The 22713-nt window shown below is 53.1% G+C and carries 20 protein-coding genes and 1 pseudogene; 7 read left to right on the forward strand and 14 right to left on the reverse strand.

Going from position 1 to position 22713, the window contains the following annotated elements:
* Nucleotides 1–49 precede the first annotated feature (49 nt).
* From glsA to cobO, 3 genes are all read left to right on the forward strand, one after another.
* The gene (glsA, locus tag AC534G_RS17490; RefSeq protein ID WP_038638918.1) at nt 50–1051 is read left to right on the forward strand and encodes a glutaminase A; all 1002 of its coding nucleotides are present in this window, start codon (nt 50–52) and stop codon (nt 1049–1051) included.
* Between the two features lie 62 nt (nt 1052–1113).
* Nucleotides 1114–2766 carry a class I fumarate hydratase gene (locus AC534G_RS17495; protein ID WP_110498554.1) on the forward strand — a complete coding sequence of 551 codons (1653 nt, stop codon included), beginning with the start codon at nt 1114–1116 and terminating at the stop codon, nt 2764–2766.
* Nucleotides 2767–2775: 9 nt separating this feature from the next.
* Entirely contained in the window at nt 2776–3378 is a 603-nt protein-coding gene (cobO, locus tag AC534G_RS17500; protein WP_038638910.1) for a cob(I)yrinic acid a,c-diamide adenosyltransferase, read from the forward strand.
* Nucleotides 3379–3460: 82 nt separating this feature from the next.
* On the opposite strand, the gene AC534G_RS17505 is transcribed toward cobO, so the two are convergent.
* Entirely contained in the window at nt 3461–4363 is a 903-nt protein-coding gene (locus AC534G_RS17505; protein ID WP_038638907.1) for a LysR family transcriptional regulator, read from the reverse strand.
* 405 nt (nt 4364–4768) lie between these two features.
* On the opposite strand from AC534G_RS17505, the gene cobA reads away from it, so the two are divergent.
* The gene (gene cobA, locus AC534G_RS17510; protein WP_199981177.1) at nt 4769–5557 is read left to right on the forward strand and encodes a uroporphyrinogen-III C-methyltransferase; all 789 of its coding nucleotides are present in this window, start codon (nt 4769–4771) and stop codon (nt 5555–5557) included.
* Here cobA and AC534G_RS17515 read toward each other — a convergent pair.
* The 9 genes from AC534G_RS17515 to sdhC form a co-directional block, all read right to left on the reverse strand.
* Nucleotides 5536–6426, reverse strand: a complete 891-nt coding sequence (locus AC534G_RS17515) for a PocR ligand-binding domain-containing protein (protein ID WP_110498555.1) — start codon at nt 6424–6426, stop codon at nt 5536–5538. The two genes, cobA and AC534G_RS17515, sit on opposite strands and share 22 nt — an antisense overlap.
* A gap of 226 nt (nt 6427–6652) precedes the next feature.
* Nucleotides 6653–7522: a succinate--CoA ligase subunit alpha gene (gene sucD / locus AC534G_RS17520; RefSeq protein ID WP_003022929.1), complete on the reverse strand. Its 870-nt coding sequence runs from the start codon at nt 7520–7522 to the stop codon at nt 6653–6655.
* The gene (gene sucC, locus AC534G_RS17525) at nt 7522–8688 is read right to left on the reverse strand and encodes an ADP-forming succinate--CoA ligase subunit beta (protein ID WP_038638897.1); all 1167 of its coding nucleotides are present in this window, start codon (nt 8686–8688) and stop codon (nt 7522–7524) included. Before sucC ends, sucD begins: the two co-directional genes overlap by 1 nt.
* 91 nt (nt 8689–8779) lie before the next feature.
* Nucleotides 8780–10003, reverse strand: coding sequence for a 2-oxoglutarate dehydrogenase complex dihydrolipoyllysine-residue succinyltransferase (gene odhB, locus AC534G_RS17530; RefSeq protein WP_038638894.1), 1224 nt, complete (start codon nt 10001–10003; stop codon nt 8780–8782).
* 14 nt (nt 10004–10017) lie between these two features.
* Entirely contained in the window at nt 10018–12819 is a 2802-nt protein-coding gene (gene sucA / locus AC534G_RS17535; protein WP_038638891.1) for a 2-oxoglutarate dehydrogenase E1 component, read from the reverse strand.
* Nucleotides 12820–13080: 261 nt separating this feature from the next.
* Nucleotides 13081–13797, reverse strand: coding sequence for a succinate dehydrogenase iron-sulfur subunit SdhB (gene sdhB, locus AC534G_RS17540; protein WP_038638888.1), 717 nt, complete (start codon nt 13795–13797; stop codon nt 13081–13083).
* A 15-nt stretch (nt 13798–13812) separates the two neighbouring features.
* Complete coding sequence (sdhA, locus tag AC534G_RS17545; protein WP_110498556.1) at nt 13813–15579, reverse strand: succinate dehydrogenase flavoprotein subunit; 1767 nt, start codon at nt 15577–15579, stop codon at nt 13813–13815.
* Nucleotides 15579–15926, reverse strand: coding sequence for a succinate dehydrogenase membrane anchor subunit (gene sdhD / locus AC534G_RS17550; protein WP_005122550.1), 348 nt, complete (start codon nt 15924–15926; stop codon nt 15579–15581). The genes sdhA and sdhD overlap by 1 nt, the downstream gene beginning before the upstream one ends.
* A complete protein-coding gene (sdhC, locus tag AC534G_RS17555) occupies nt 15920–16324 on the reverse strand; it encodes a succinate dehydrogenase cytochrome b556 subunit (protein ID WP_042309715.1) in 405 nt (134 codons plus the stop codon). Before sdhC ends, sdhD begins: the two co-directional genes overlap by 7 nt.
* 382 nt (nt 16325–16706) lie before the next feature.
* Between sdhC and AC534G_RS17560 the strand changes: the two are divergent.
* The 3 genes and pseudogenes from AC534G_RS17560 to AC534G_RS17570 all read left to right on the forward strand — a co-directional run bounded on the left by AC534G_RS17560 (nt 16707) and on the right by AC534G_RS17570 (nt 19525).
* Nucleotides 16707–16817: pseudogene (locus AC534G_RS17560) on the forward strand (hypothetical protein).
* A gap of 203 nt (nt 16818–17020) precedes the next feature.
* The gene (locus AC534G_RS17565) at nt 17021–18304 is read left to right on the forward strand and encodes a citrate synthase (protein WP_006685463.1); all 1284 of its coding nucleotides are present in this window, start codon (nt 17021–17023) and stop codon (nt 18302–18304) included.
* A 174-nt stretch (nt 18305–18478) separates the two neighbouring features.
* Nucleotides 18479–19525 carry an AbrB family transcriptional regulator gene (locus AC534G_RS17570; RefSeq protein WP_038638880.1) on the forward strand — a complete coding sequence of 349 codons (1047 nt, stop codon included), beginning with the start codon at nt 18479–18481 and terminating at the stop codon, nt 19523–19525.
* Here the strand turns inward: AC534G_RS17570 and nei are convergent.
* The 4 genes from nei to AC534G_RS17590 are packed head-to-tail and all read right to left on the reverse strand — an operon-like array spanning nt 19522 to nt 22696.
* Entirely contained in the window at nt 19522–20313 is a 792-nt protein-coding gene (gene nei, locus AC534G_RS17575; RefSeq protein ID WP_110498557.1) for an endonuclease VIII, read from the reverse strand. The two genes, AC534G_RS17570 and nei, sit on opposite strands and share 4 nt — an antisense overlap.
* 14 nt (nt 20314–20327) lie before the next feature.
* Entirely contained in the window at nt 20328–20972 is a 645-nt protein-coding gene (gene pcp, locus AC534G_RS17580) for a pyroglutamyl-peptidase I (RefSeq protein WP_038638875.1), read from the reverse strand.
* A gap of 9 nt (nt 20973–20981) precedes the next feature.
* Complete coding sequence (locus tag AC534G_RS17585) at nt 20982–21977, reverse strand: DUF979 domain-containing protein (protein WP_199981176.1); 996 nt, start codon at nt 21975–21977, stop codon at nt 20982–20984.
* Nucleotides 21974–22696: a DUF969 domain-containing protein gene (locus tag AC534G_RS17590; protein WP_003831395.1), complete on the reverse strand. Its 723-nt coding sequence runs from the start codon at nt 22694–22696 to the stop codon at nt 21974–21976. Before AC534G_RS17590 ends, AC534G_RS17585 begins: the two co-directional genes overlap by 4 nt.
* Between the last annotated feature and the right edge of the window lie 17 nt (nt 22697–22713).

Raw genomic sequence — 22713 nt, forward strand, 5'->3', positions numbered from 1 at the left:
CGCTCACGCTTATCCGGCAAGATGATGAACACACCAACAGGATTACACCATGAATAAAACCCTTATCGGCGTGAGTCTCTTTTCTTTCAGCCTCTTGTTTTGCGCCACCTCATTCGCGCAAACCGCGCCGGATTACGCAAAGATTATCGACCAGGCACATCAGAAATATAAAAGTAACAACGATGGCAAAGTCGCCGACTACATCCCTGCCCTGGCGACCTACAGCCCGAAAAATTTTGCCATCACCATTGCCACGGTGGACGGCAAGATCTATCAGGTGGGCGATGTTAATAAACCCTTCCCAATGGAATCCCTGAGTAAAGTCTTCACCCTGGCGCTCGCCATGGAACAACATGGCCCTCAGGTCGTCCTGGAGAAACTTGGGGCCAATGCCACCGGCATGCCATTCAATTCTGGTTTGGCCGTAGAACTGACTAAAGGCGCACCGGAAAACCCGCTGGTAAACGCCGGGGCGATGAGCACCGTTAGCCTGATCGAAGCCAAAGATAAAACCGATCGCTGGAACAAAATCCTCGACAACCTGAACGTCTGGGCTGATGCCACACTCACCGTGAACGAGCCGGTTTTCAAATCCGAGATGGAAACCAACCAGCACAACCAGGCGCTGGCGAAGCTGATGGAATCCTATAACAGCTTCTATGGCAACACAGACGACGCTGTCGAAATTTATACCCGTCAGTGCTCCGTCGATATCACCGTTGAGCAACTGGCCAAAATGGGCGCGGTACTCGCGAACAAAGGCAAATCACCGTTCAACGGTAAGCAATTGCTGAATGAAAAATATGTCCCGCAGGTACTGGCTGAAATGGCCATTGCCGGCTTGTACGACGGTAGTGGTAAGTGGCTGTACACCGTAGGCATCCCGGCGAAAAGCGGCGTCGGCGGTGGGATGGTTGCCGTTGTGCCAGGCGAATATGCGATAGCCGTCTATTCCCCGCCGCTGGATGAAGCCGGTAACAGCGTTCGTGCCCAGAAAACGATCGAATATGTCGCCGAAGCGACCGAAGCGAATGTCTTTTTAGCAAAATAAAACTCTATGCCGGATGGCGCTTCGCTTATCCGGCAAACAACACGAAGAGGTGAGAAGTAAACATGTCTAAACCATTTGTCTGGCAGGAACTCTTTGTTCAGGGTAAAGATAGTACCGAATATGAATTACTGAGTAATCAGCACGTTACAGTTTCGGAGTTAGACGGAGAGGAAGTGATTAAGGTTGCGCCTGAAGCGTTAACCTTATTAGCACAGCAGGCATTTTATGAGGCTTCATTCTTCCTGCGCGCCGGACATTTGAAGCAGATCGCCAGCATTCTGCACGATCCACAGGCCAGCGGTAACGATAAGTATGTTGCATTGCAACTGCTGCGCAACGCTGAAGTTTCGGCCAAAGGCGTGCTGCCTAACTGTCAGGATACCGGAACGGCAACGATTGTGGCCTGCAAAGGTCAGCATGTCTGGACCGGCGGCGATGACGCAGAAGCGTTAAGCAAAGGCGTGTATACCACCTTCACCGAAAACAACCTGCGTTATTCGCAAAATGCCCCGCTGGATATGTACACCGAGGTCAATACTCAGACTAACCTGCCGGCACAAATCGATATCAGCGCCACGCCTGGCAATGAATACCGCTTCCTGTTCGTCAACAAAGGCGGCGGCTCGGCCAATAAAGCGGCGCTGTTCCAGGAAACAAAATCCATTCTGCAACCGGAAAAGCTCACCGCCTTTCTGATCGAAAAAATGAAATCACTGGGCACAGCCGCCTGCCCGCCGTATCACATCGCTTTCGTCGTTGGAGGCTTGTCGGCCGACCAGGCGCTGAAAGTCGCCAAGCTGGCTTCAACCAAGTATTACGACAACCTGCCCACCAGCGGGAACGAATTGGGTCAGGCGTTCCGCGATACGGCCCTGGAAGCCGAGTTGCTCAATGCCAGCCGTGAGTTTGGTATCGGCGCGCAGTTTGGCGGCAAGTACTTTGCCCACGATATCCGCGTGATTCGCCTGCCGCGTCACGGCGGTTCCTGCCCTATCGCCATGGCCCTCTCCTGCTCAGCCGACCGCAACATTAAGGCTAAAATTAACAAACACGGTATCTGGCTGGAGAAACTGGAGCATAACCCGGGCAAATTCATTCCTGATTCCCAACGGGTAGAAAATGGCGCCCAAACCGTACAGTTGGATCTCAACCGCCCGCTACGCGAGATTCTGCACGACCTGTCCGCTCTGCCTATTGGTACTCGTTTGTCGTTAAGTGGTCCAATTGTTGTCGCCCGTGATATTGCCCACGCTAACATCAAAGCGCGCCTGGATAACGGCGAACCGATGCCGGAATACATGAAAAAGCATATCGTTTATTACGCAGGTCCCGCCAAAACGCCGGAGAATCAGGCCTGTGGTTCAATGGGTCCCACCACTGGCGGGCGCATGGATGGGTATGTCGATGCTTTCCAGGCACAAGGCGGTAGTCTCATTATGCTCACCAAAGGTAACCGCAGCCAACAGGTCACTGATGCCTGCCATAAACACGGTGGATTTAGCCTCGGTAGCATCGGCGGCGCCGCGGCCCTGCTTGCCCAACAGTACGTGAAAAGCCTGCACTGCCTGGAATATCCCGAACTGGGAATGGAAGCGATCTGGATGATGGAAGTTAAAAATATGCCGGCCTTCGTGTTAGTCGACGACAAAGGTAATAACTTCTTTAGTCAGTTTGAGCAGCAACATCGCTGCGCAACCTGTCCGGCAGGACATTAAGGAGACGTAATGGAAGCGCGAGCCAATAATGACAGACACCGCCAACGTCAGCAGAAACTGAAAGAACAGGTTGATACCCGCGTGGCGGCGGCAACGGAGAAGAAAGGGATCCTGATTGTCTTCACCGGTAACGGTAAAGGGAAATCCACCGCAGCCTTTGGCACGGCAACGCGCGCGGTTGGTCACGGAAAAACCGTTGGCATCGCGCAGTTTATCAAAGGTCAGTGGGATAATGGCGAGTACAACACCCTGCAGCCGCTCGGCGTTGAATTCCATATTATGGGCACCGGATTTACCTGGGAAACCCAAAACCGGCAAGCGGATATCGACGCGGCAACGGTAGTCTGGCAAGAAAGTAAGCGCATGCTGGCTGATGCGCATTACGATCTGGTGGTGCTGGATGAACTGACTTACATGCTGGCTTACCACTACCTGGATACCCAGGAGGTTCTCAGCGCCATCGAAAATCGCCCTGTCGGTCAGAGTGTTATCGTCACCGGGCGCGGATGCCACGCACTGTTGCTGGAACTGGCCGATACGGTCAGCGAAATTCGCCCGGTCAAGCACGCGTTTGACAGCGGTATTCAGGCGCAGGTGGGAATCGACTGGTAGCCATTCTTTTGCCGGATAACGACGCCCTGGCGTCTTATCCGGCCTACCGTTCTTTGCAGGCCCGACAAGGCACACGGTACCATCAGGCAGGCGATACCACAGATTTATTCAACAGCCAGTCCCGGAAGATCTGTAAATGCACAGATTCCGCTTTCTCTTCACGCCACGTCATGATGAAACGGTTCCCGGTTCGCATCGGGACATCGCAAGGAATGACCATATCACCACTGTCCAGATCGTGCTGAATGGCAAAACGAGGAAGCAATGCCACGCCCAGATTAGAGCGAACCGCCGCAATCAGCATCGACAGCAGATCAAATCTTGGACCTTTATTGACCAACGGGCTGCTGACGTCTGACAGCGCAAACCATTCCTGCCAGCCTTTGATACGCGTGCTTTGGTGTAAAAGCGGGAATTCGTTCAGCAACTCCTCGACCGCCAGTTTCCGCTCCGGCTCAGCCAGCAAGCAGCGGCTGCAGACCGGCAGGATTTCCTCTTCAAACAGGTACTCAACGCCCGACCATGGCGAGTAGAAATCTTCACGCATGATTGCCGCGTCATACTCCCGATTGAGAAAATCACCAATATTCGCCAGCGAATGGATATTCACGATAATATCCGGATTGAGTTTGTTGAACTCGCGCAGATTCGGGATCAGCCAATGCGTGCTGAAGGTCGGATTCACTGCCAGCTCAATAACCTGCACCGTCGGCTGCCAGGTCATTATCGTCGTCGTATCTCGCTCAAGTTTATTTAACGTTTCTTTAACGATACTTAAATAATGTTTGCCCGCCGCATTTAAAAAAATGCGTTTCTTGGCATGATTAAATAGCGAAGTATTCAGAAAATCCTCCAGTGCATTCACCTGACGGAAAACAGCACTTTGTGTTAAAGCCAGCTCTTCAGCAGCCCGGGTATAACTTTCGTGACGCGCAACAACTTCAAAAGTTACCAGCAACTCCGTCTTCGGTATTTTTCCTCTCATAACCTCTTCCATATGCAGCGTACAAAAATAGTTTAATTTATAAAAAATAATTCAAGACACCCAGATAAGCATCGAGAGTTATATTTTATTTCATCCATTGATGTCATTGATCCAATCCATGATTTACTCATACAGATGGCGGATAAATATTAACCAATAATACTCAAGCACAACAATAAACACAATTTAAATAAGGTTAAACCTATGCAAATAGTGCCAATAAGTTCTTAATAATTTTTCAAGTTAACTTGTTTATTGCAGAAAAAACTTTGCGAGATTAATCAATATTATCCATGCGATAATTTTAGATAATTTCACGTTATAACTTACGGGCAAACGACTGCTTTTAATCATTCCTTGATGTAGTTTCTGCCTTTTTTTGTTAGACGTGATAAAGGACACAATGTGAAAACTTTCGGAAAGGTCTGGCTCGTTGGAGCAGGTCCCGGTGATATTTCATTGCTCACCCTCAAAGCGATGATGTGCATTAAACAGGCTGATGTCATTATTTACGATCGGCTGGTCAATCCCAAAATTTTGGAATGGGCATTACCTGATTGCCAGCTTATCAATGTCGGCAAAAATCCCGGCTTTCATTGTGTTCCCCAGGATGAAATTAACGCATTACTGGTCCAGTATGCCCAAACACATAACAACATCGTACGCCTGAAAGGGGGCGATCCCTATGTGTTTGGTCGTGGGGCCGAAGAAGTTGAAGATCTTGTTGAAGCGGGTATCCCATTTGAAGTTGTGCCGGGTATCAGTTCTACCATCGGCGGCCTGGCCTATGCCGGGATCCCGGTGACGCATCGCGATTTCGCCTCCGGTTTTCACGTGGTGACAGGCCATACGCGGGAAGGCAACCAGCAGCAGGACTGGCGTCAACTGGCGAAGCTAAATGGCACGCTGGTTATCGTCATGGGAATCGCCAATCTGGCGTTTATTTGCGAAGAACTGTTGATGGGCGGTAAATCAGCAGATACACCCGCAGCGCTAATTATGTCCGCCACCCGAGAGAATCAACGCCGACTAACCTGTACGCTCGGTTCATTACTGAGCAAAGCGCAGGAGGCTAACATTGCTCCACCTGCGCTGATTGTTATTGGCGAGGTGGTGACCCTGAGCGATCGACTCTCTTTTATACCGGAAGCCATCACCATGGCAGAAGATCTTTACTGCGAAAGTCTGGCATGACGAAAAGACTGGGGCGACGTTTGATGCGCCGCCCTGAAAACGCGGCAAAAGTAGCTGGTTTGCGCGTATTGAAGTTTCCGGGCAATACTGTCTATTGAGTGCACGGGATCGTGCAACAACTCCCCCGCTTTTTGCATTTTTTTCTGATTCACCCAGGTTTTAAAATTAACGCCCTGCCGCTTCTTAAAAAATCGGCTGAAATAGTTCGCGCTTAAGCACACATGCGCCGCTACGGATTCCAGGGATAATTCACCATATAAATTTTCATCAATATAACGCAGTGCCGCCAGAAGTTTTTTCTCATGACGAGAAGGTTCAGTGAAATAATGACGAACGTAACGGGTCGGCGGGGTGAATATCTGATCGGATTGTCGCTCTTGCTCAAAGTTATCAACAATAAAACTTAACAAATTAGCCGATGCCACCAGCGTATTATTATCCACTACCGCAACCTGACCCCATTCAGCTTTTATTTTTGGGTCATCCATCCATGAAAATTTATTATTAATTACGATAGTTTTATATTCCTGATACTTTGACCGGACCTGCCCGCAAACAATAAAACCATAAAGATGCCCTTCATTAATTATTGGCATCGAGAACAAACTTAACCCTGCATGACAGGTGAGTATTCTGGGTTTAAGCTGTTTTAGCCCCTCAAAAGCGCACTGCTTATCGCATTTTTCGCAACCTACACGATACCGCTCATCCGCCCGCATTAATGTGCAGAACGAATTAAAATTATGACAATCCGACAGTGCCTTGCCGTGAATATCAATCACGACCGCGGCTAACCCGGTCGCGCGAGAAAATACTTCAGCTATTGAGAAAAAAACGTGTAAATAGTCATTCTGGATTTTCAGCGGCACGCTCTCCTCCGGCACTCATGATATTAAAGCCGGTAATATGCAGAATTTAATCAAGAGAAAGAATGATGCTGACCGCAAAAAATAATCTCATTTATGAATATGATTATGATCGAATCGCAAGAGAATAGACGGTAGAAAACAAAAAAGGCCATCATCAGATGGCCAACCATGTCGAAACGGGACCAGCCCTTGACCATGCAGATAGTCAGGGCTGTTTTTTTACTTCTTACTTAATAACGGTTTTCAGCGCTTCGCCGATATCGGCCAGGCTGCGAACGGTTTTCACGCCAGCAGCTTCCAAAGCCGCGAATTTCTCGTCAGCGGTACCTTTACCACCGGCGATGATCGCACCGGCGTGGCCCATACGTTTTCCTTTCGGCGCGGTGACGCCCGCGATGTAGCCGACAACCGGCTTGGTGACGTGATCTTTAATGTACGCCGCCGCTTCTTCTTCCGCGCTACCGCCGATCTCGCCGATCATCACGATCGCTTCAGTCTGCGGATCTTCCTGGAACAGCTTCAGAATGTCGATGAAGTTAGAGCCCGGAATCGGGTCACCGCCGATACCGACACAGGTGGACTGGCCGAAACCGTAATCGGTGGTCTGCTTAACCGCTTCATAGGTCAGCGTACCGGAACGGGAAACGATACCCACTTTACCCGGCTTGTGAATGTGACCCGGCATGATGCCGATTTTGCATTCGCCCGGGGTGATCACGCCTGGGCAGTTCGGGCCGATCATGCGCACGCCCGCTTCGTCCAGCTTCACCTTCACGGTCAGCATATCCAGCGTCGGGATACCTTCGGTGATGGTGATAATCAGTTTGATGCCTGCATCAATTGCTTCCAGGATGGAGTCTTTGCAGAACGGCGCCGGAACGTAGATCACGGTGGCGGTTGCGCCGGTCGCTTCTACCGCTTCACGCACGGTGTTAAACACCGGCAGACCCAGGTGAGTGGTGCCGCCTTTGCCTGGCGTTACGCCGCCAACCATCTGCGTACCGTAAGCAATCGCCTGTTCGGAGTGGAATGTCCCCTGGCTACCGGTGAAGCCCTGGCAGATAACCTTGGTATCTTTATTAATTAAAACTGACATTATTTCCCCTCCACTGCGGCAACAACCTGCTGAGCTGCATCCGTCAGACTTTTCGCTGCAATAATATTCAGGCCGCTATCAGCCAGTTTTTTCGCGCCGAGTTCGGCGTTGTTGCCTTCCAGACGAACGACAACCGGAACGTTAACGCCCACTTCCGCTACCGCGCCGATGATACCGTCAGCGATCAGGTCGCAACGTACGATACCGCCGAAGATGTTAACCAGTACGGCTTTTACATTGTCATCGGAGAGGATGATTTTGAACGCTTCGGTCACGCGCTCTTTGGTCGCGCCGCCGCCCACGTCGAGGAAGTTAGCCGGTTCGCCGCCGTGCAGTTTAACGATATCCATGGTGCCCATTGCCAGGCCCGCGCCGTTAACCATACAGCCGATGTTGCCGTCCAGCGCAACGTAGTTCAGTTCCCACTGTGCCGCCTGCGCTTCACGCGGATCTTCCTGAGACTGGTCGCGCATTTCACGCAGGTCAGCCTGGCGGAACAGCGCGTTGCCGTCAGCGCCCAGTTTGCCGTCGAGGCAGATCAGGTCGCCCTGTTTGGTCACTACCAGCGGGTTGATTTCGATCAGCGCCAGGTCACGCTCCAGGAAGATAGTCGCCAGGCCCATGAAGATCTTGGTGAACTGCTGAACCTGTTTACCTTCCAGACCCAGTTTGAACGCCAGCTCGCGTCCCTGGTAAGGCATCGGGCCTGCCAGTGGATCCAGCGCCACTTTGTGGATCAGGTGTGGGGTTTCTTCCGCCACTTTTTCAATTTCCACGCCGCCTTCGGTAGAGGCCATAAAGACCACGCGACGGGAGCTACGGTCAACCACTGCGCCGAGGTAAAGTTCTTTACCGATATCGGTCGCCGCTTCAACCAGGATCTGATTTACCGGTTGGCCATTCGCGTCTGTCTGGTAAGTCACCAGACGTTTCCCCAGCCAGTGCTCAGCAAAAGCGCGAATGTCTTCTTTGCTGTTAACAACCTTCACACCGCCCGCTTTACCACGGCCACCAGCGTGAACCTGACATTTCACTACCCACGGGCCTGCGCCGATTTTAGATGCGGCTTCTTCAGCTTCACGCGGAGTATTACAGGCATAACCCACCGGTGCCGGTAAGCCATAGCGGGCAAAAAGTTGTTTTGCCTGATATTCATGTAAGTTCATGTGTTCTGTCCATCCTTCAGGTAATCGTTATCTTTTACCCGTAGGCCTGATAAGGCGTCCAGACCTACGGGGCAGGTGATACTCTTTTTCGTTACACGTCCAGCAGCAGACGCGTTGGATCTTCCAGCAACTCTTTAATGGTTACCAGGAAGCCTACTGACTCACGACCATCGATCAGACGGTGATCGTAAGACAGCGCCAGATACATCATCGGCAGGATTTCAACCTTGCCGTCTACCGCCATCGGACGATCTTTGATGGCATGCATACCCAGGATGGCGCTCTGCGGTGGGTTGATAATCGGCGTAGACATCAGGGAACCGAACACACCGCCATTAGTGATGGTGAAGTTACCGCCCGTCAGATCTTCAACCGTCAACTTGCCGTCGCGACCTTTTACTGCCAGCTCTTTAATGTTCTTCTCAATGTCAGCCATACCCAGCAGATCCACATCACGCAGGACCGGCGTTACCAGGCCGCGCGGCGTGGAGACCGCCATGCTGACATCAAAGTAGTTGTGGTACACCACGTCATCGCCATCGATAGAGGCGTTGACTTCCGGATAGCGTTTCAGCGCTTCAACCACCGCTTTCACGTAGAAAGACATAAAGCCCAGACGGATACCGTGGCGTTTCTCGAACGCGTCGCCGTACTGCTTACGCAGGTCCATAATCGGCTTCATGTTGACTTCGTTGAACGTCGTCAGCATGGCGGTGGAGTTTTTCGCTTCCAGCAGACGTTCGGCTACGCGTTTGCGCAGACGAGTCATCGGAACACGTTTTTCGCCACGCGCACCCAGTTGAGGCTGAGGCGCAGGCGCGGCGGCTGGTGCTTTGGCTTCGGCTGTTGCTGCCGGCGCTTTGGCCAGATGCTTTTCCACATCTTCGCGGGTGATGCGGCCACCGACGCCAGTGCCTTTGATGGCGCTGGCTTCGAGGTTATGTTCACCGAGCAGGCGACGGATCGCCGGGCTCAGGGCATCGTTGTTCTGCTCAGTAAGCGACGCCTGCTGGCGCTGTGCCGGAGTCGAATCTTTCTCTTCAGACTTGGCGCTGGTTTCTTTACCCGCGCTGTTGCCTTCACGCAGGCGACCGAGGATCTGGCGAGAGGTGACGGTTGTCCCTTCATCTTCCAGAACCGCATCAAGGATACCGTCCGCTGATGCCGGTACTTCCAGTACCACTTTGTCAGTTTCGATTTCTACCAGTACTTCATCACGACGTACTGCATCGCCCGGTTTTTTGTGCCAGGTTGCAACCGTTGCATCCGCTACGGATTCAGGCAGGTCGGGAACAAGAATATCTACGCTACTCATTATTTATCCTTTATTTAATCGACGTTCAGCGCGTCATTAACCAGATCTTGTTGCTGTTTCTGGTGAACGGACATATACCCTACTGCCGGAGAGGCAGAGGCCGGGCGACCTGCATAACGCAGAGCGGACCCAAATGGAATCACTTCACGGAAATGATGCTGACTGCAATACCATGCGCCCTGGTTGAGCGGCTCTTCCTGGCACCAGACAAAATCATGTACGTGAGCGAACGGTTTCAGCGCTTCCTGTACCGCTTTATGCGGGAACGGATAGAGCTGTTCGATGCGCACAATGGCAACATCTTTTTGATCATTCTTGCGGCGTTGCTCCAGCAGGTCGTAATAAACCTTACCAGAACACATCACGACACGCTTCACGCCTTTCGGATCAAGCTCATCGACTTCGCCAATGGCCGGCAGGAAGGTGCCATTTGCCAGTTCATCCAGCGTTGAGACCGCCAGCGGATGGCGCAGCAGCGACTTCGGCGACATCACCACCAGTGGACGGCGCATACCGCGCAGCGCCTGACGACGCAGCATGTGGTACACCTGTGCCGGGGTAGACGGGACGCAAACCTGCATGTTTTGCTCAGCGCAAAGTTGCAGATAACGTTCCAGACGCGCGGAGGAGTGCTCCGGACCCTGACCTTCGTAGCCGTGTGGCAGCAGCATAACCAGACCGCACATACGACCCCATTTCTGTTCGCCGGAAGAGATGAACTGGTCGATAACGACCTGAGCACCGTTGGCGAAGTCACCGAACTGCGCTTCCCAGATGGTCAGCGTGCGCGGTTCCGCCGTGGCATAGCCGTATTCAAACGCCAGCACTGCTTCTTCAGACAGTACGGAGTCCCATACGCGGAACGTGCCCTGGCCGTTATGCACATGCTGCAGCGGCGTGTAGGTTGAACCGTTCGCCTGGTTATGAATTACCGCGTGACGGTGGAAGAAGGTTCCGCGACCGGAGTCTTCACCCGACAGACGAACCGGAATGCCTTCGTCAACCAGCGTGGCGTAAGCCAGATTCTCTGCGCCACCCCAGTCGAACAGCTTCTCGCCTGCGGCCATGGCCTGACGATCGCCGTAAATTTTGGCAACGCGCGACTGCATTTCAACCGCTTCAGGGACAGTGCTGATGCGTTTAGCCAGCTCCTGCAGACGCTTCATCTCAACTTTGTTCGGGTAGCTTTCGTCCCATTCGTGGTTGAGATATGGCGACCAGGTGAAGGAGTGCATGTTCATTGGACGCCACTCTTTCACTACACACTCGCCAGCATCCAGCGCATCGCGATACAGGTTGACCATTTCGGTCGCATCTTCCAGCGTGGCGACTTTGTCCGCTTCCAGCTTGTCGGCGTAGATTTTGCGCGGCGTCGGATGCTTTTTGATTTTCTGATACATCAGCGGCTGGGTTGCGCTCGGCTCGTCGGCTTCGTTGTGGCCGTGACGGCGGTAGCACACCAGATCGATGAAGACATCGCGTTTGAAGGTATTACGGAAGTCCAGCGCCAGACGCGTGACGAAAGCGACCGCTTCCGGGTCATCCGCGTTGACGTGGAAAATCGGCGCCTGAACCATCTTACCGATGTCGGTGCAGTATGGGGTAGAACGCGCATCCAACGGGTTAGAGGTGGTGAAGCCCACCTGGTTGTTGATAACGATGCGAACGGTACCGCCCACTTCGTAACCACGCGCTTTCGACATGTTCAGGGTTTCCTGAACCACGCCCTGCCCGGTGACTGCCGCATCGCCGTGAATGGTGATAGGCAGGACTTTATTGCTGCTCGGCTCATCCAGACGATCCAGACGCGCACGGACGGAACCGATTACCACCGGGCTAACAATTTCCAGGTGCGACGGGTTAAACGCCAGCGCCAGGTGTACCAGACCGCCTTCGGTTTCGATATCCGATGAGAAGCCCATGTGGTACTTCACGTCGCCAGTGCCGAGGTGTTCTTTATGTTTGCCCGCGAATTCGTCGAACAAATCCTGTGGCTTTTTACCCAGCACGTTGACCAGTACGTTCAGACGACCACGGTGCGCCATGCCCAGCACCACTTCACGCGTACCGCTGTTGCCCGCGTGGCGGATCATCTCTTTGAGCATCGGGATTAACGCATCACCGCCTTCCAGCGAGAAGCGTTTCGCGCCCGGGAACTTCGCGCCCAGGTAACGTTCCAGGCCTTCCGCAGCGGTCAGTTCGCTGAGGAAGCGTTTTTTCTCTTCGCTACTGAACGCGGCACGGCCAGACTCGATGCGCTGCTGAAGCCAGCGTTTTTCTTCGGTGCTGGTGATGTGCATATACTCGGCGCCAATCGGACCGCAGTAGGTTTGTTTCAGCGCAACAACCAGGTCGCTCAGCTTCATGGTGTCTTTGCCGCCGGCAAAAGAACCTACGTTAAAGCTTTCCTGGAAATCCGCATCGGTCAGATCGTGGAAAGACGGATCCAGATCGGCCACTTTCTCTTGTTGCCACAGTCCCAGCGGATCAAGATTCGCATGTTGATGACCGCGGAAACGGTAGGCGTTAATGAGCTGCAGGACTTTAACCTGCTTCACATTGGCATCAGGGTCGGAAATAGAAGAAGAGTAACGTGGGGTAATCAACGCCTGCCGACGGAAATAATCACGTGTTTTTGAGTGGAGTTGATCCGGTTTGACTCCGGTGCCAGGTAACTGCTGGAACGTCGAACGCCAGTTAGCATCTACCGAGTCAGGGTCGGTTAAGAAGTCTTCATAGAGCTGTTCTATCCAGCTCTGGTTCGAGCCAGAGAGGTAAGAAGAGTCCAACCAGGCTTTCAAAGCGCTGTTCTGCATCGTGATCCCTTAAGCATTTGTATGCTTACTTCGCCGTGGATACTACCACGCACACCGATGTGCGTGCCGGGGTTCACTTGCGAGCTCTTTTTGTTTGGCTCGCGAAGGAACCTTTAAAAACTGTCTAATCATGTGGCAGTTTTTAGAGGTTTCCTACATTAACAATTTGCCTGATGGCGCTTCACTTATCAGGCCTACAAGGTACGTAACCCGTAGGCCGGATAAGACGGTACGTCGCCATCCGGCAACCACTACAACAACTTACGCACTACGCTTGAGCAGCATCGACTTAATATGGCCGATAGCACGCGTCGGGTTCAGCCCCTTAGGACATACGCTGACGCAGTTCATGATGCTGTGACAGCGGAATACGCTGAAAGCATCACTTAAACCTTCCAGGCGGCTGTCGGTCTCGGTATCGCGGCTGTCAATCAGGAAGCGATACGCGGCCAGCAGACCTGCCGGACCGATGAATTTGTCCGGATTCCACCAGAATGATGGGCAGGACGTTGAGCAGCATGCACACAAAATACATTCATACAGCCCATCGAGCTTCTCACGCTGCTCTGGCATTTGTAAATGCTCACGAGCCGGTGGATTTTTCCCATTATTCAACAAGTAAGGCTTAATCTTCTCATACTGTGCGTAGAATTGTCCCATGTCTACCACCAAATCGCGCACAACCGGTAAACCCGGCAGCGGGCGAATGACAATCTTCTTGCCCGGCTGATTCAGCGCAGAAACAGGTGTGATACAGGCCAGTCCATTTTTGCCGTTCATGTTCAGACCGTCGGAGCCGCAGACCCCTTCACGGCAGGAGCGACGAAACGATAGCGACGGATCTTTTTCTTTCAGCTGCATTAACGCATCCAGCAGCATCATGTCGCGCCCTTCTTCCGCCTCCAGGGTGTAATCCTGCATACGCGGAGCATCGTCAACATCCGGGTTATAGCGATAAACTGAAAACTCGAGTTTCATTGTCCTGTCTCCGCATTAATAAGTACGAATCTTCGGCGGGAATGCCGGGCGCAGCTTCGGTTCCATATTGACTTGACGTCGCGTCATGGTTTCCGACTCTGGCAGATACAGGGAATGGCACAGCCAGTTTTCATCATCACGTTCCGGGAAGTCGAAGCGGCTATGCGCGCCACGGCTTTCGGTACGGAAGTTTGCAGAGACTGCGGTGGCGTAAGCGGTTTCCATCAGGTTATCCAGCTCCAGACACTCAACGCGCTGGGTGTTAAATTCACTGGAGGTATCATCCAGACGGGCGTTTTTCAGACGCTCACGAATCGCTTTCAGCTCTTCCAGTCCTTTCGCCATCGCATCGCCTTCGCGGAATACCGAGAAGTTATGCTGCATACATTCCTGCAGCGCTTTGCGAATGGCCACTGGATCTTCGCCGTTACGGTTGCCGTTCCAGCGATTCAGACGGGCCAGAGAAGCATCGATCTCGTCTTCCGTCACATCCAGCAGGTCGCCCTGTTCCGCGATAGATTCCTGCAGATGCAGACCCACCGCACGACCAAAGACCACCAGATCCAGCAGCGAGTTGCCGCCCAGACGGTTGGCGCCGTGAACCGATACGCAGGCGATTTCGCCTACCGCAAACAGCCCCGGAATCACCACATCTTCGCCCTGCTCGTTTACGGTCAGCGCCTGGCCGGTTACTTTGGTCGGGATACCGCCCATCATGTAGTGGCAGGTAGGAATTACCGGGATCGGCTCTTTCACCGGGTCAACGTGGGCAAACGTACGTGACAGTTCGAGGATACCCGGCAGACGGGATTCCAGCACTTCTTTACCCAGATGATCGAGTTTCAGCTTGGCGTGCGGCCCCCACGGGCCATCACAGCCGCGGCCTTCACGGATTTCGATCATGATGGAACGCGCCACCACGTCACGACCCGCCAGATCTTTCGCATTCGGGGCATAACGCTCCATGAAGCGCTCGCCGTGTTTGTTCAGCAGATAGCCGCCTTCACCGCGGCAGCCTTCTGTGACCAGCACGCCCGCGCCGGCGATACCGGTGGGGTGGAACTGCCACATCTCCATATCCTGCACCGGCACGCCAGCGCGGATAGCCATACCGACGCCGTCACCGGTATTGATGTGGGCGTTAGTAGTGGATTGATAAATACGGCCTGCGCCGCCGGTGGCCAGTACGGTTGCGCGGGCTTTAAAGTAAACCACTTCACCGGTTTCGATACACAGTGCGGTACAACCGACAATCGCGCCGTCAGCGTTCTTTACCAGGTCCAACGCATACCACTCAGAAAAGATGGTGGTGTGGTTTTTCAGGTTCTGCTGATACAGGGTATGCAGTAGCGCGTGGCCGGTACGGTCTGCCGCTGCGGCGGTACGTGCCGCCTGCTCGCCGCCGAAGTTTTTCGACTGACCGCCAAACGGACGTTGATAAATGGTGCCATTATCGAGACGAGAGAACGGCAGGCCCATATGGTCCAGCTCCAGAATCGCTTCCGGGCCGGTTTTACACATATATTCAATTGCGTCCTGATCGCCAATGTAGTCCGACCCTTTGACGGTGTCGTACATGTGCCATTCCCAGTTATCTTCATGGGTATTACCGAGCGCCACGGTGATGCCACCCTGCGCGGATACGGTATGGGAACGGGTTGGAAATACTTTGGAGAGCAGCGCACAGGTCTGTCCGCTCTGGGAAATTTGCAGCGCCGCGCGCATACCTGCGCCACCGGCACCAATCACAACAGCATCAAATTCTCTGACTGGCAGTTTCATTACACACCCCACACCACAACAAATCCATAAATGACGTAAACCACCAGCGCAACGACGATAGCCAGTTGCAGAATCAGGCGTACAGCCAGCGGTTTAACGTAGTCGGTCAACACCTGCCACATGCCAATCCAGGCATGAATCAAGATGGAAAAAAGCGCCAGCAGGGTGAAGACTTTGGTGAATGCCGATGAGAAGAAACCGGTCCAGACTTCAAAGGTCAACTCGCCGCTGGTGGCGAAGAAGCCGACCATATAGATGATGTATAACGTCAGAACGATAGCGGTAGCACGGACCAGAATGAAGTCATGTACGCCGTTGCGTCCTAATGCGGAGGCGTTGCTTACCATACGAGGACTCCTGCGAGAAGTGAAAGCACGACAATGATAACGAAACAAATTTTGGCGGAGCGTGTCCCTGCTTCGAGGGTTTCTTCGATATAGCCAAAATCCATCAACAGATGGCGAATGCCCATTACGGCGTGATAGGCCAGCGCAATCAGGATCCCCCACATGATTAACTCCACAAAGAAGTTATTCATAATGGATGACGCCGTGAGGAAACCTTCAGGGGAGGAAAGGCTGGTACCCAATAACCACAACAGAATCCCGACCGCCACGAAGGTGATCACTCCGGAAACGCGATGGAGAATGGACGCTATCGCCGTGATTGGGAACCGGATCGTTTGCAGATCCAGATTGACAGGTCTTTGTTTTTTCACATTTCTTATCATGAATAACGCCCACATGCTGTTCTTATTATTCCCTTTGGACTTCGGGCACAGAAGATAAGACTTCTGTAGTCTGAAAGACGCCGGGATTTCCTTCCTCCGGTCTGCTTGCGGGTCAGACAGCGTCCTTACTATAACTACGCGTCATATAAAACACTGCTTCCAGTTGCTAAAACGACACGTTACAACGCTGGTTGGCTCGGGATTGCAGGGTATTCCGGAGACCTGGCGGCAGTATAGGACGTTCACAAAATCATTACAATTAACCTACATATAGTTTGTCGGGTTTTATCCCGAACAGTGACATAGGTCACGATAACAACATTATTTTAATTTTTAATCATCTGATTTGACAATCATTAAACAAAGTTGTTACAAACGACACCAGAAAAAGCATATAATGCGTAAAAGTTATGGGGTCACTCTTTCACCGGAGATTTAGTTATGTAACAGTGTGGAAGTATTGACCAATACCTTCAGGACAGTTATTAGTGATAGACAGGTTAAATAATTCGGATTGCTAAGTTGTTGATTTGTTACTATTTCACCATGAGTTAACTGATTTACCTGCAAGCGCCCATTGCTCTGTACCCTGGTTTTCGCCTCTATCGCAGAGCGGCGAGCCGAATAAAAAACTGGTAACGGTTGATTGATGTATCGAAAACAAGTCTGACTTCCGCAGTCTTAAGTAATAAGGCGCTAAGGAGACCGTAAATGGCTGATACTAAAGCAAAAATCACTCTAAATGGTGACGCTGCTATTGAACTGGATGTGCTGAAAGGTACGCTCGGTCAAGATGTTATTGATATTCGTAGCCTTGGCTCAAAGGGGATGTTTACTTTTGACCCAGGTTTCACCTCTACCGCATCCTGCGAATCCAAAATTACGTTCATCGATGGTGATGAAGGCATTTTGCTGCATCGCGGCTTCCCGATTGACCAGTTGGCGACCGAGTCCAACTATCTGGAAGTGTGTTATATCCTGCTGTACGGCGAAAAACCGACGCAGGAGGAGTACGACGAGTTCAAAACCACGGTCACTCGCCATACCATGATTCACGAGCAGATCACGCGTCTGTTCCACGGTTTCCGCCGTGACTCTCACCCGATGGCCGTTATGTGCGGTGTCACCGGGGCGCTGGCTGCGTTCTATCACGATTCGCTGGACGTAAATAATGCGCGTCACCGTGAAATCGCCGCTTTCCGTCTGCTGTCCAAAATGCCGACCATGGCAGCGATGTGTTACAAATACTCCATCGGCCAGCCGTTCGTTTACCCGCGCAATGATCTCTCCTACGCCGGTAACTTCCTGAACATGATGTTCTCCACGCCGTGCGAAAAATACGAAGTTAATCCAATCCTGGAACGCGCCATGGACCGTATCCTGATCCTGCACGCTGACCACGAACAGAACGCCTCGACCTCTACCGTACGTACCGCAGGTTCTTCTGGCGCGAACCCGTTTGCCTGCATCGCGGCTGGTATTGCTTCCCTGTGGGGACCGGCACACGGCGGCGCCAACGAAGCTGCGCTGAAAATGCTGGAAGAAATCAGCTCAGTTAAACACATTCCGGAATTTGTTCGCCGCGCGAAAGACAAGAATGATTCTTTCCGCCTGATGGGCTTTGGTCACCGTGTTTACAAAAACTATGACCCGCGCGCCACCGTGATGCGTGAAACCTGCCATGAAGTGCTGAAAGAGCTGGGCACCAAAGATGATCTGCTGGAAGTGGCAATGGAGCTTGAGCACATTGCGCTCAACGACCCGTACTTCATCGAGAAGAAACTCTACCCGAACGTCGACTTCTACTCTGGCATCATTCTGAAAGCGATGGGCATTCCGTCCTCCATGTTCACTGTGATCTTCGCCATGGCGCGTACCGTTGGCTGGATTGCACACTGGAATGAAATGCACACCGACGGCATGAAAATCGCTCGTCCTCGTCAGCTGTATACCGGCTACGACAAGCGCGATTTTAAGTCTGATATTAAGCGTTAATTGTCTGCCGGATAGCGCTCTCGCCTGTCCGGCCTACTCCCTTGAATCTTCCAGGCCGGACAGGGTGTTAATGCCGCTGTCCGGTCTGTTTATTCTTGACCCACATTATTTTATTCTCATCACGTTTTCTCTATGATTTACTGAGATCTTCCTCATTTCACTCAGGAGCATGGGATGCCTGTTTTGCAGTGGAGCCTGCTATTTCTGCTATCACTCCTTCTTTCCCTGTTCTTTCTGTTGATACATCTTCCAGGCGCATTGCTGCTCGGCTCGATGATTGTCGGTATCATTTTCAGTATGCGTGGGATCTCCCTGCAGCCTCCCCGCTGCACATTTCTTGCCGCTCAGGCCATTCTCGGCTGCATGATTGCGCAAAACCTCACCGGATCCATTTTAACGACACTTGCGGCACACTGGCCGATGGTGATTGTCATCCTGCTGGCAACCCTGATTAGCAGCGCGGTGATCGGCTGGCTGCTGGTTCGCTACAGCAATCTACCGGGGAACACCGGCGCGTGGGGGTCATCACCTGGCGGGGCAGCCGCGATGGTTGCGATGGCGCAGGATTATGGCGCTGACATCCGGCTGGTGGCGTTTATGCAGTATTTGCGCGTACTGTTGGTGGTCGGCGCTGCCGCGCTGGTCACCCGATTTGTCATGGGCGAACAGGCACAAACGGTCGGCCAGCAAATCGTCTGGTTTCCACCGCTGAGTCTTAATCTGTTAAGTACCATACTGCTGGCCGCAGTTGCTGGTGTGGCCGGGCGCTTACTGCGTATCCCCTCCGGCGTGATGTTACTGCCCATGCTGGCGGGCGCATTGCTAAACGCAGGCGGTATAATGGTGATTGAACTGCCGGAATGGCTACTGGCGATAGCGTATATGGCGATTGGCTGGCAAATCGGTCTTGGCTTTGACAAACAGATCTTTTTAATGGCGCTGCGGCCACTGCCGCAAATACTGTTGTCCATTTTTTCACTGATGGCGATTTGTGCGGCGATGGCCTGGGGGCTGGCGCATTATATGCAAATCGACTTTCTCACCGCCTATCTGGCGACCAGCCCTGGCGGAGTCGATTCCGTCGCGGTAATTGCCGCTGGCAGCCACGCCGATATGGCGCTAATCATGGCGATGCAAACCCTGCGGCTGTTCAGTATTTTATTGACCGGTCCGGCGGTGGCGCGTTTTATTTCAGCACATGCGCCAAGACAGCCCACCTAATGCTGGCAGCCCGGACACCAGTAAAAGGGTCGCGAGGAAAGTGTCGTTTTCTCGATGATGCCGCCACAGCGCTCACAGGATTCGCCATCCCGATGAAAGACCTTAAAGCGAAACAACGCGCCGTGGTGCTTATTGTCATCGACCTGGCCGCGAGTGTTATACGACAGGCGAGGAATATCAAGTAGCGCTTGCGCCAGCGCATCCAACTGTTCATCGCTAAGCTGTGACGCTTTATGCTGACCGGTCAACCCCACCTGCCAGAGAATTTCTACCCGCAGATAGTTACCTAGTCCCGCCAGAAATGCCTGATCCAACAGCAGACCGGAAAACTGGCGATTGCGAAAACGGGATGACAGCAGACGCGTTTTTACCTCTGCGGCCGTTAAACGCAAATCCAGCACGTCCGGTCCAACCCGTTGCAGAAATGGATGGGTGGTGAGCTGCTCTGGCGTCAGCATTTCGATGTCAGACGCGCTATACAGCAGGATAGTTTTATCCTCGGTTTGCAGCCTGATGCGCAGCACCCGCGTGGTTTGCGGCATGTTGCCGGTATCGACCACTCGCCACACGCCGTAAAGCTGATTGTGGCTATACAGCGTCAGGCCATTGGAAAAATGGGTCAACAAGGCTTTACCCCGCGTTTCAAGCTGGGTAACACTCTGCCCGATGAGTTGGGATTGATACGGTTTTAACTGCTCAAAGGCAAACCAGACATCCGTCAGAGGTTTACCTTTGACTGCCGTCTCCAGGGTATCCGCCGCGCGGCGGATCTCCGGGCCTTCAGGCATAATACTGTCCTTTGTTAATGTGTTGCGCCGCCTGTCACCGCGATATCGCTTTCCAACTGCAATGCGGTGGCAATCGCGACCTCCAGCGCCCGACGTACTGTTTCCGCCGCCATACTTGGCGCACCGGGGTGCTGCGCGGCCTGTTGTGGCAGATAAGGAATATGAATAAAACCGCCCTTCACTGCCGGAACGTCGCGTAATTTATGCAGCAGGCCATACATCACGTGGTTACACACGAAGGTACCCGCCGTCTGAGAAACCGAGGCCGGAATTCCCGCGTTGCGCATGGCGACAACCATCGCTTTGATCGGCAATGTGCTGAACCACGCCGCAGGGCCATCGGCCACAATCGGTACATCAATCGGCTGTTGCCCCTGATTATCCGCAATACGCGCATCGTCAACATTGATCGCCACGCGCTCCACGGTGATATCCGTTCGGCCACCCGCCTGCCCCACCGCCAGCACCAGCGATGGCGACAATGCGTCAATCGCGGCATTGAGTACGGAGAGAGACTCGCCAAAGACGCACGGCAACTGGCGGGCAACGACACGGCATCCATCGATGATAGCATTGTCGAGGCCCGAGACCACTTCCCAGGAAGGGTTAACTGACTCGCCGCCAAAGGGTTCAAATCCCGTGATGAGTACTGTTTTCATCCTTCCTCCTTACAGGAACATCAGGAAATACATCAGAAAAACGTTAACCAACAGCAGCAGTATGCCGGTTGGCACCTGTGCTTTAATCACCGCGTTTTTGTCTGGTAGCTCCAGCAGCGCCGCAGGCACAATATTGAAGTTCGCCGCCATTGGCGTCATCAATGTTCCGCAATAGCCGGAGAACATACCAATCGCCGCCATCACCGCCGGGTTACCACCGTGTTGCAGTACGAGGATCGGAATACCGATTCCCGCGGTCACGATCGGGAAAGCGGCAAACGCATTGCCCATCACCATCGTCAACAAGGCCATACCAATGGTGTACACCGCCACCGCGATAAAACGGCTATCCACCGCCAGATATTCCTGGGTCAGATATGAAATGCCGCTGCCGACGCCCGCCGCAGTGAACAACAGTCCGAGCGTGGCCAGGATCTGCGGCAGGATGAATGCCCAACCGATGGAGTCCAGCAGTCGGCGTGCCTCCTGAATCGGCTGATGCACCCGCTCATGGGTCATTTTTATCGCCATCGCCAGACCAATCAACGAACCTGCGGTCATCGAAAAGAGCGTCACCAGCGTGGCATGATTACCCGGCCCAAACAGCACATCCTGTAAACCCGGAATATGGTTGAACATCAGTACGCCAATAACGGTTACCACCGGGATCGCCAGCGCCGGGAAAAACAGGCGATTACCCAGACGACTGGCGCTCTCTTCGCGCTGTTGCTGCGTTCGTTGATGGTAGCTTCCCAGCTTTACGCCGCCGAAACCGGCGATCAGGGCCAGTATGACCACCGCGACGCCGACGGCAATATGCACCGCGCGTTTATCGCCAAACAGCGAGTATGTCCAGTCGCCAAGCAGAAAGAGAACGCCGTACAGGCCCCAAAACAGACCGGTGGTTAAGCGACGCGGGTTAGCCTTATCCCGCCAGGACATCAGCGCCACAATCAGTAATACCGCGCCTGCCAGCCAGTAGAGATAGCTTTGCTGAAAATTCATTTCGCTTCCCCTTTCGCTGCGGCATTCGCTTTCGCCACTTCACGCTGCAAATAGCTATCCAGCCGCCACAGACGCGTGCCGTGGATCAGGAAGGCGCAAATTGCCGTCGGGATCCCCCACAGGGCGATATGCAGCGGTTCGGTCTGGATCCCGCCCGATTCCAGCATAAAATTGTGCATGAATATGATGGCACCGAAGGCAACAAAGATATCTTCACCGAAAAACAGCCCAACGTTATCAGTCGCGGCAGACATGGCGCGCAGACGATAACGAACCGCGCCCGGTATCTCACCGTGGTTTTTCTCGGCGGCCCCTTCCGCCATTGGCGCCAGCAGCGGACGCACCATCTGTGGATGTCCGCCCAGGCTGGTCAGTCCTAAGGCGGCGGTCGCCTCACGAATAAACAGATAGACAATGAGCAGACGGCCGCTGGTGGCGCTGCGGATTTTGGCAATCCACGCCTGAGCGCGCTCTTTGAGTCCGTGACGCTCCAGCAGACCAATAACCGCCAGGGGGATCAGCAGGATAAACGGCAGGTTGCGGGTGTTGAGAAATCCCTCACCCAGCTTTTCCAGAATGGTAGCGATTGGCATATGCGCCGCCAGTCCGGTGACGATCCCGGCAATAATGACCACCAATACCGGGTTAAAACGTAAAAGAAATCCGACCACAATGACGGCGATACCCGTCAATGGCCAGAGAGAAATGACCTCTCCCATAATTAAATCCCTTATGT

This window comes from Citrobacter sp. CRE-46 (assembly GCF_059615875.1).

What these genes read in the sequence shown, in the direction of transcription:
- glsA (WP_038638918.1), top strand. Translation starts at nt 50, where the DNA reads ATGAATAAAACCCTTATCGGCGTGAGTCTCTTTTCTTTCAGCCTCTTG.
- AC534G_RS17495 (WP_110498554.1), top strand. Translation starts at nt 1,114, where the DNA reads ATGTCTAAACCATTTGTCTGGCAGGAACTCTTTGTTCAGGGTAAAGAT.
- cobO (WP_038638910.1), top strand. Translation starts at nt 2,776, where the DNA reads ATGGAAGCGCGAGCCAATAATGACAGACACCGCCAACGTCAGCAGAAA.
- AC534G_RS17505 (WP_038638907.1), bottom strand. Translation starts at nt 4,363, where the DNA reads ATGAGAGGAAAAATACCGAAGACGGAGTTGCTGGTAACTTTTGAAGTT.
- sucD (WP_003022929.1), bottom strand. Translation starts at nt 7,522, where the DNA reads ATGTCAGTTTTAATTAATAAAGATACCAAGGTTATCTGCCAGGGCTTC.
- sucC (WP_038638897.1), bottom strand. Translation starts at nt 8,688, where the DNA reads ATGAACTTACATGAATATCAGGCAAAACAACTTTTTGCCCGCTATGGC.
- odhB (WP_038638894.1), bottom strand. Translation starts at nt 10,003, where the DNA reads ATGAGTAGCGTAGATATTCTTGTTCCCGACCTGCCTGAATCCGTAGCG.
- sucA (WP_038638891.1), bottom strand. Translation starts at nt 12,819, where the DNA reads ATGCAGAACAGCGCTTTGAAAGCCTGGTTGGACTCTTCTTACCTCTCT.
- sdhB (WP_038638888.1), bottom strand. Translation starts at nt 13,797, where the DNA reads ATGAAACTCGAGTTTTCAGTTTATCGCTATAACCCGGATGTTGACGAT.
- sdhA (WP_110498556.1), bottom strand. Translation starts at nt 15,579, where the DNA reads ATGAAACTGCCAGTCAGAGAATTTGATGCTGTTGTGATTGGTGCCGGT.
- sdhD (WP_005122550.1), bottom strand. Translation starts at nt 15,926, where the DNA reads ATGGTAAGCAACGCCTCCGCATTAGGACGCAACGGCGTACATGACTTC.
- sdhC (WP_042309715.1), bottom strand. Translation starts at nt 16,324, where the DNA reads ATGTGGGCGTTATTCATGATAAGAAATGTGAAAAAACAAAGACCTGTC.
- AC534G_RS17565 (WP_006685463.1), top strand. Translation starts at nt 17,021, where the DNA reads ATGGCTGATACTAAAGCAAAAATCACTCTAAATGGTGACGCTGCTATT.
- AC534G_RS17570 (WP_038638880.1), top strand. Translation starts at nt 18,479, where the DNA reads ATGCCTGTTTTGCAGTGGAGCCTGCTATTTCTGCTATCACTCCTTCTT.
- nei (WP_110498557.1), bottom strand. Translation starts at nt 20,313, where the DNA reads ATGCCTGAAGGCCCGGAGATCCGCCGCGCGGCGGATACCCTGGAGACG.
- pcp (WP_038638875.1), bottom strand. Translation starts at nt 20,972, where the DNA reads ATGAAAACAGTACTCATCACGGGATTTGAACCCTTTGGCGGCGAGTCA.
- AC534G_RS17585 (WP_199981176.1), bottom strand. Translation starts at nt 21,977, where the DNA reads ATGAATTTTCAGCAAAGCTATCTCTACTGGCTGGCAGGCGCGGTATTA.
- AC534G_RS17590 (WP_003831395.1), bottom strand. Translation starts at nt 22,696, where the DNA reads ATGGGAGAGGTCATTTCTCTCTGGCCATTGACGGGTATCGCCGTCATT.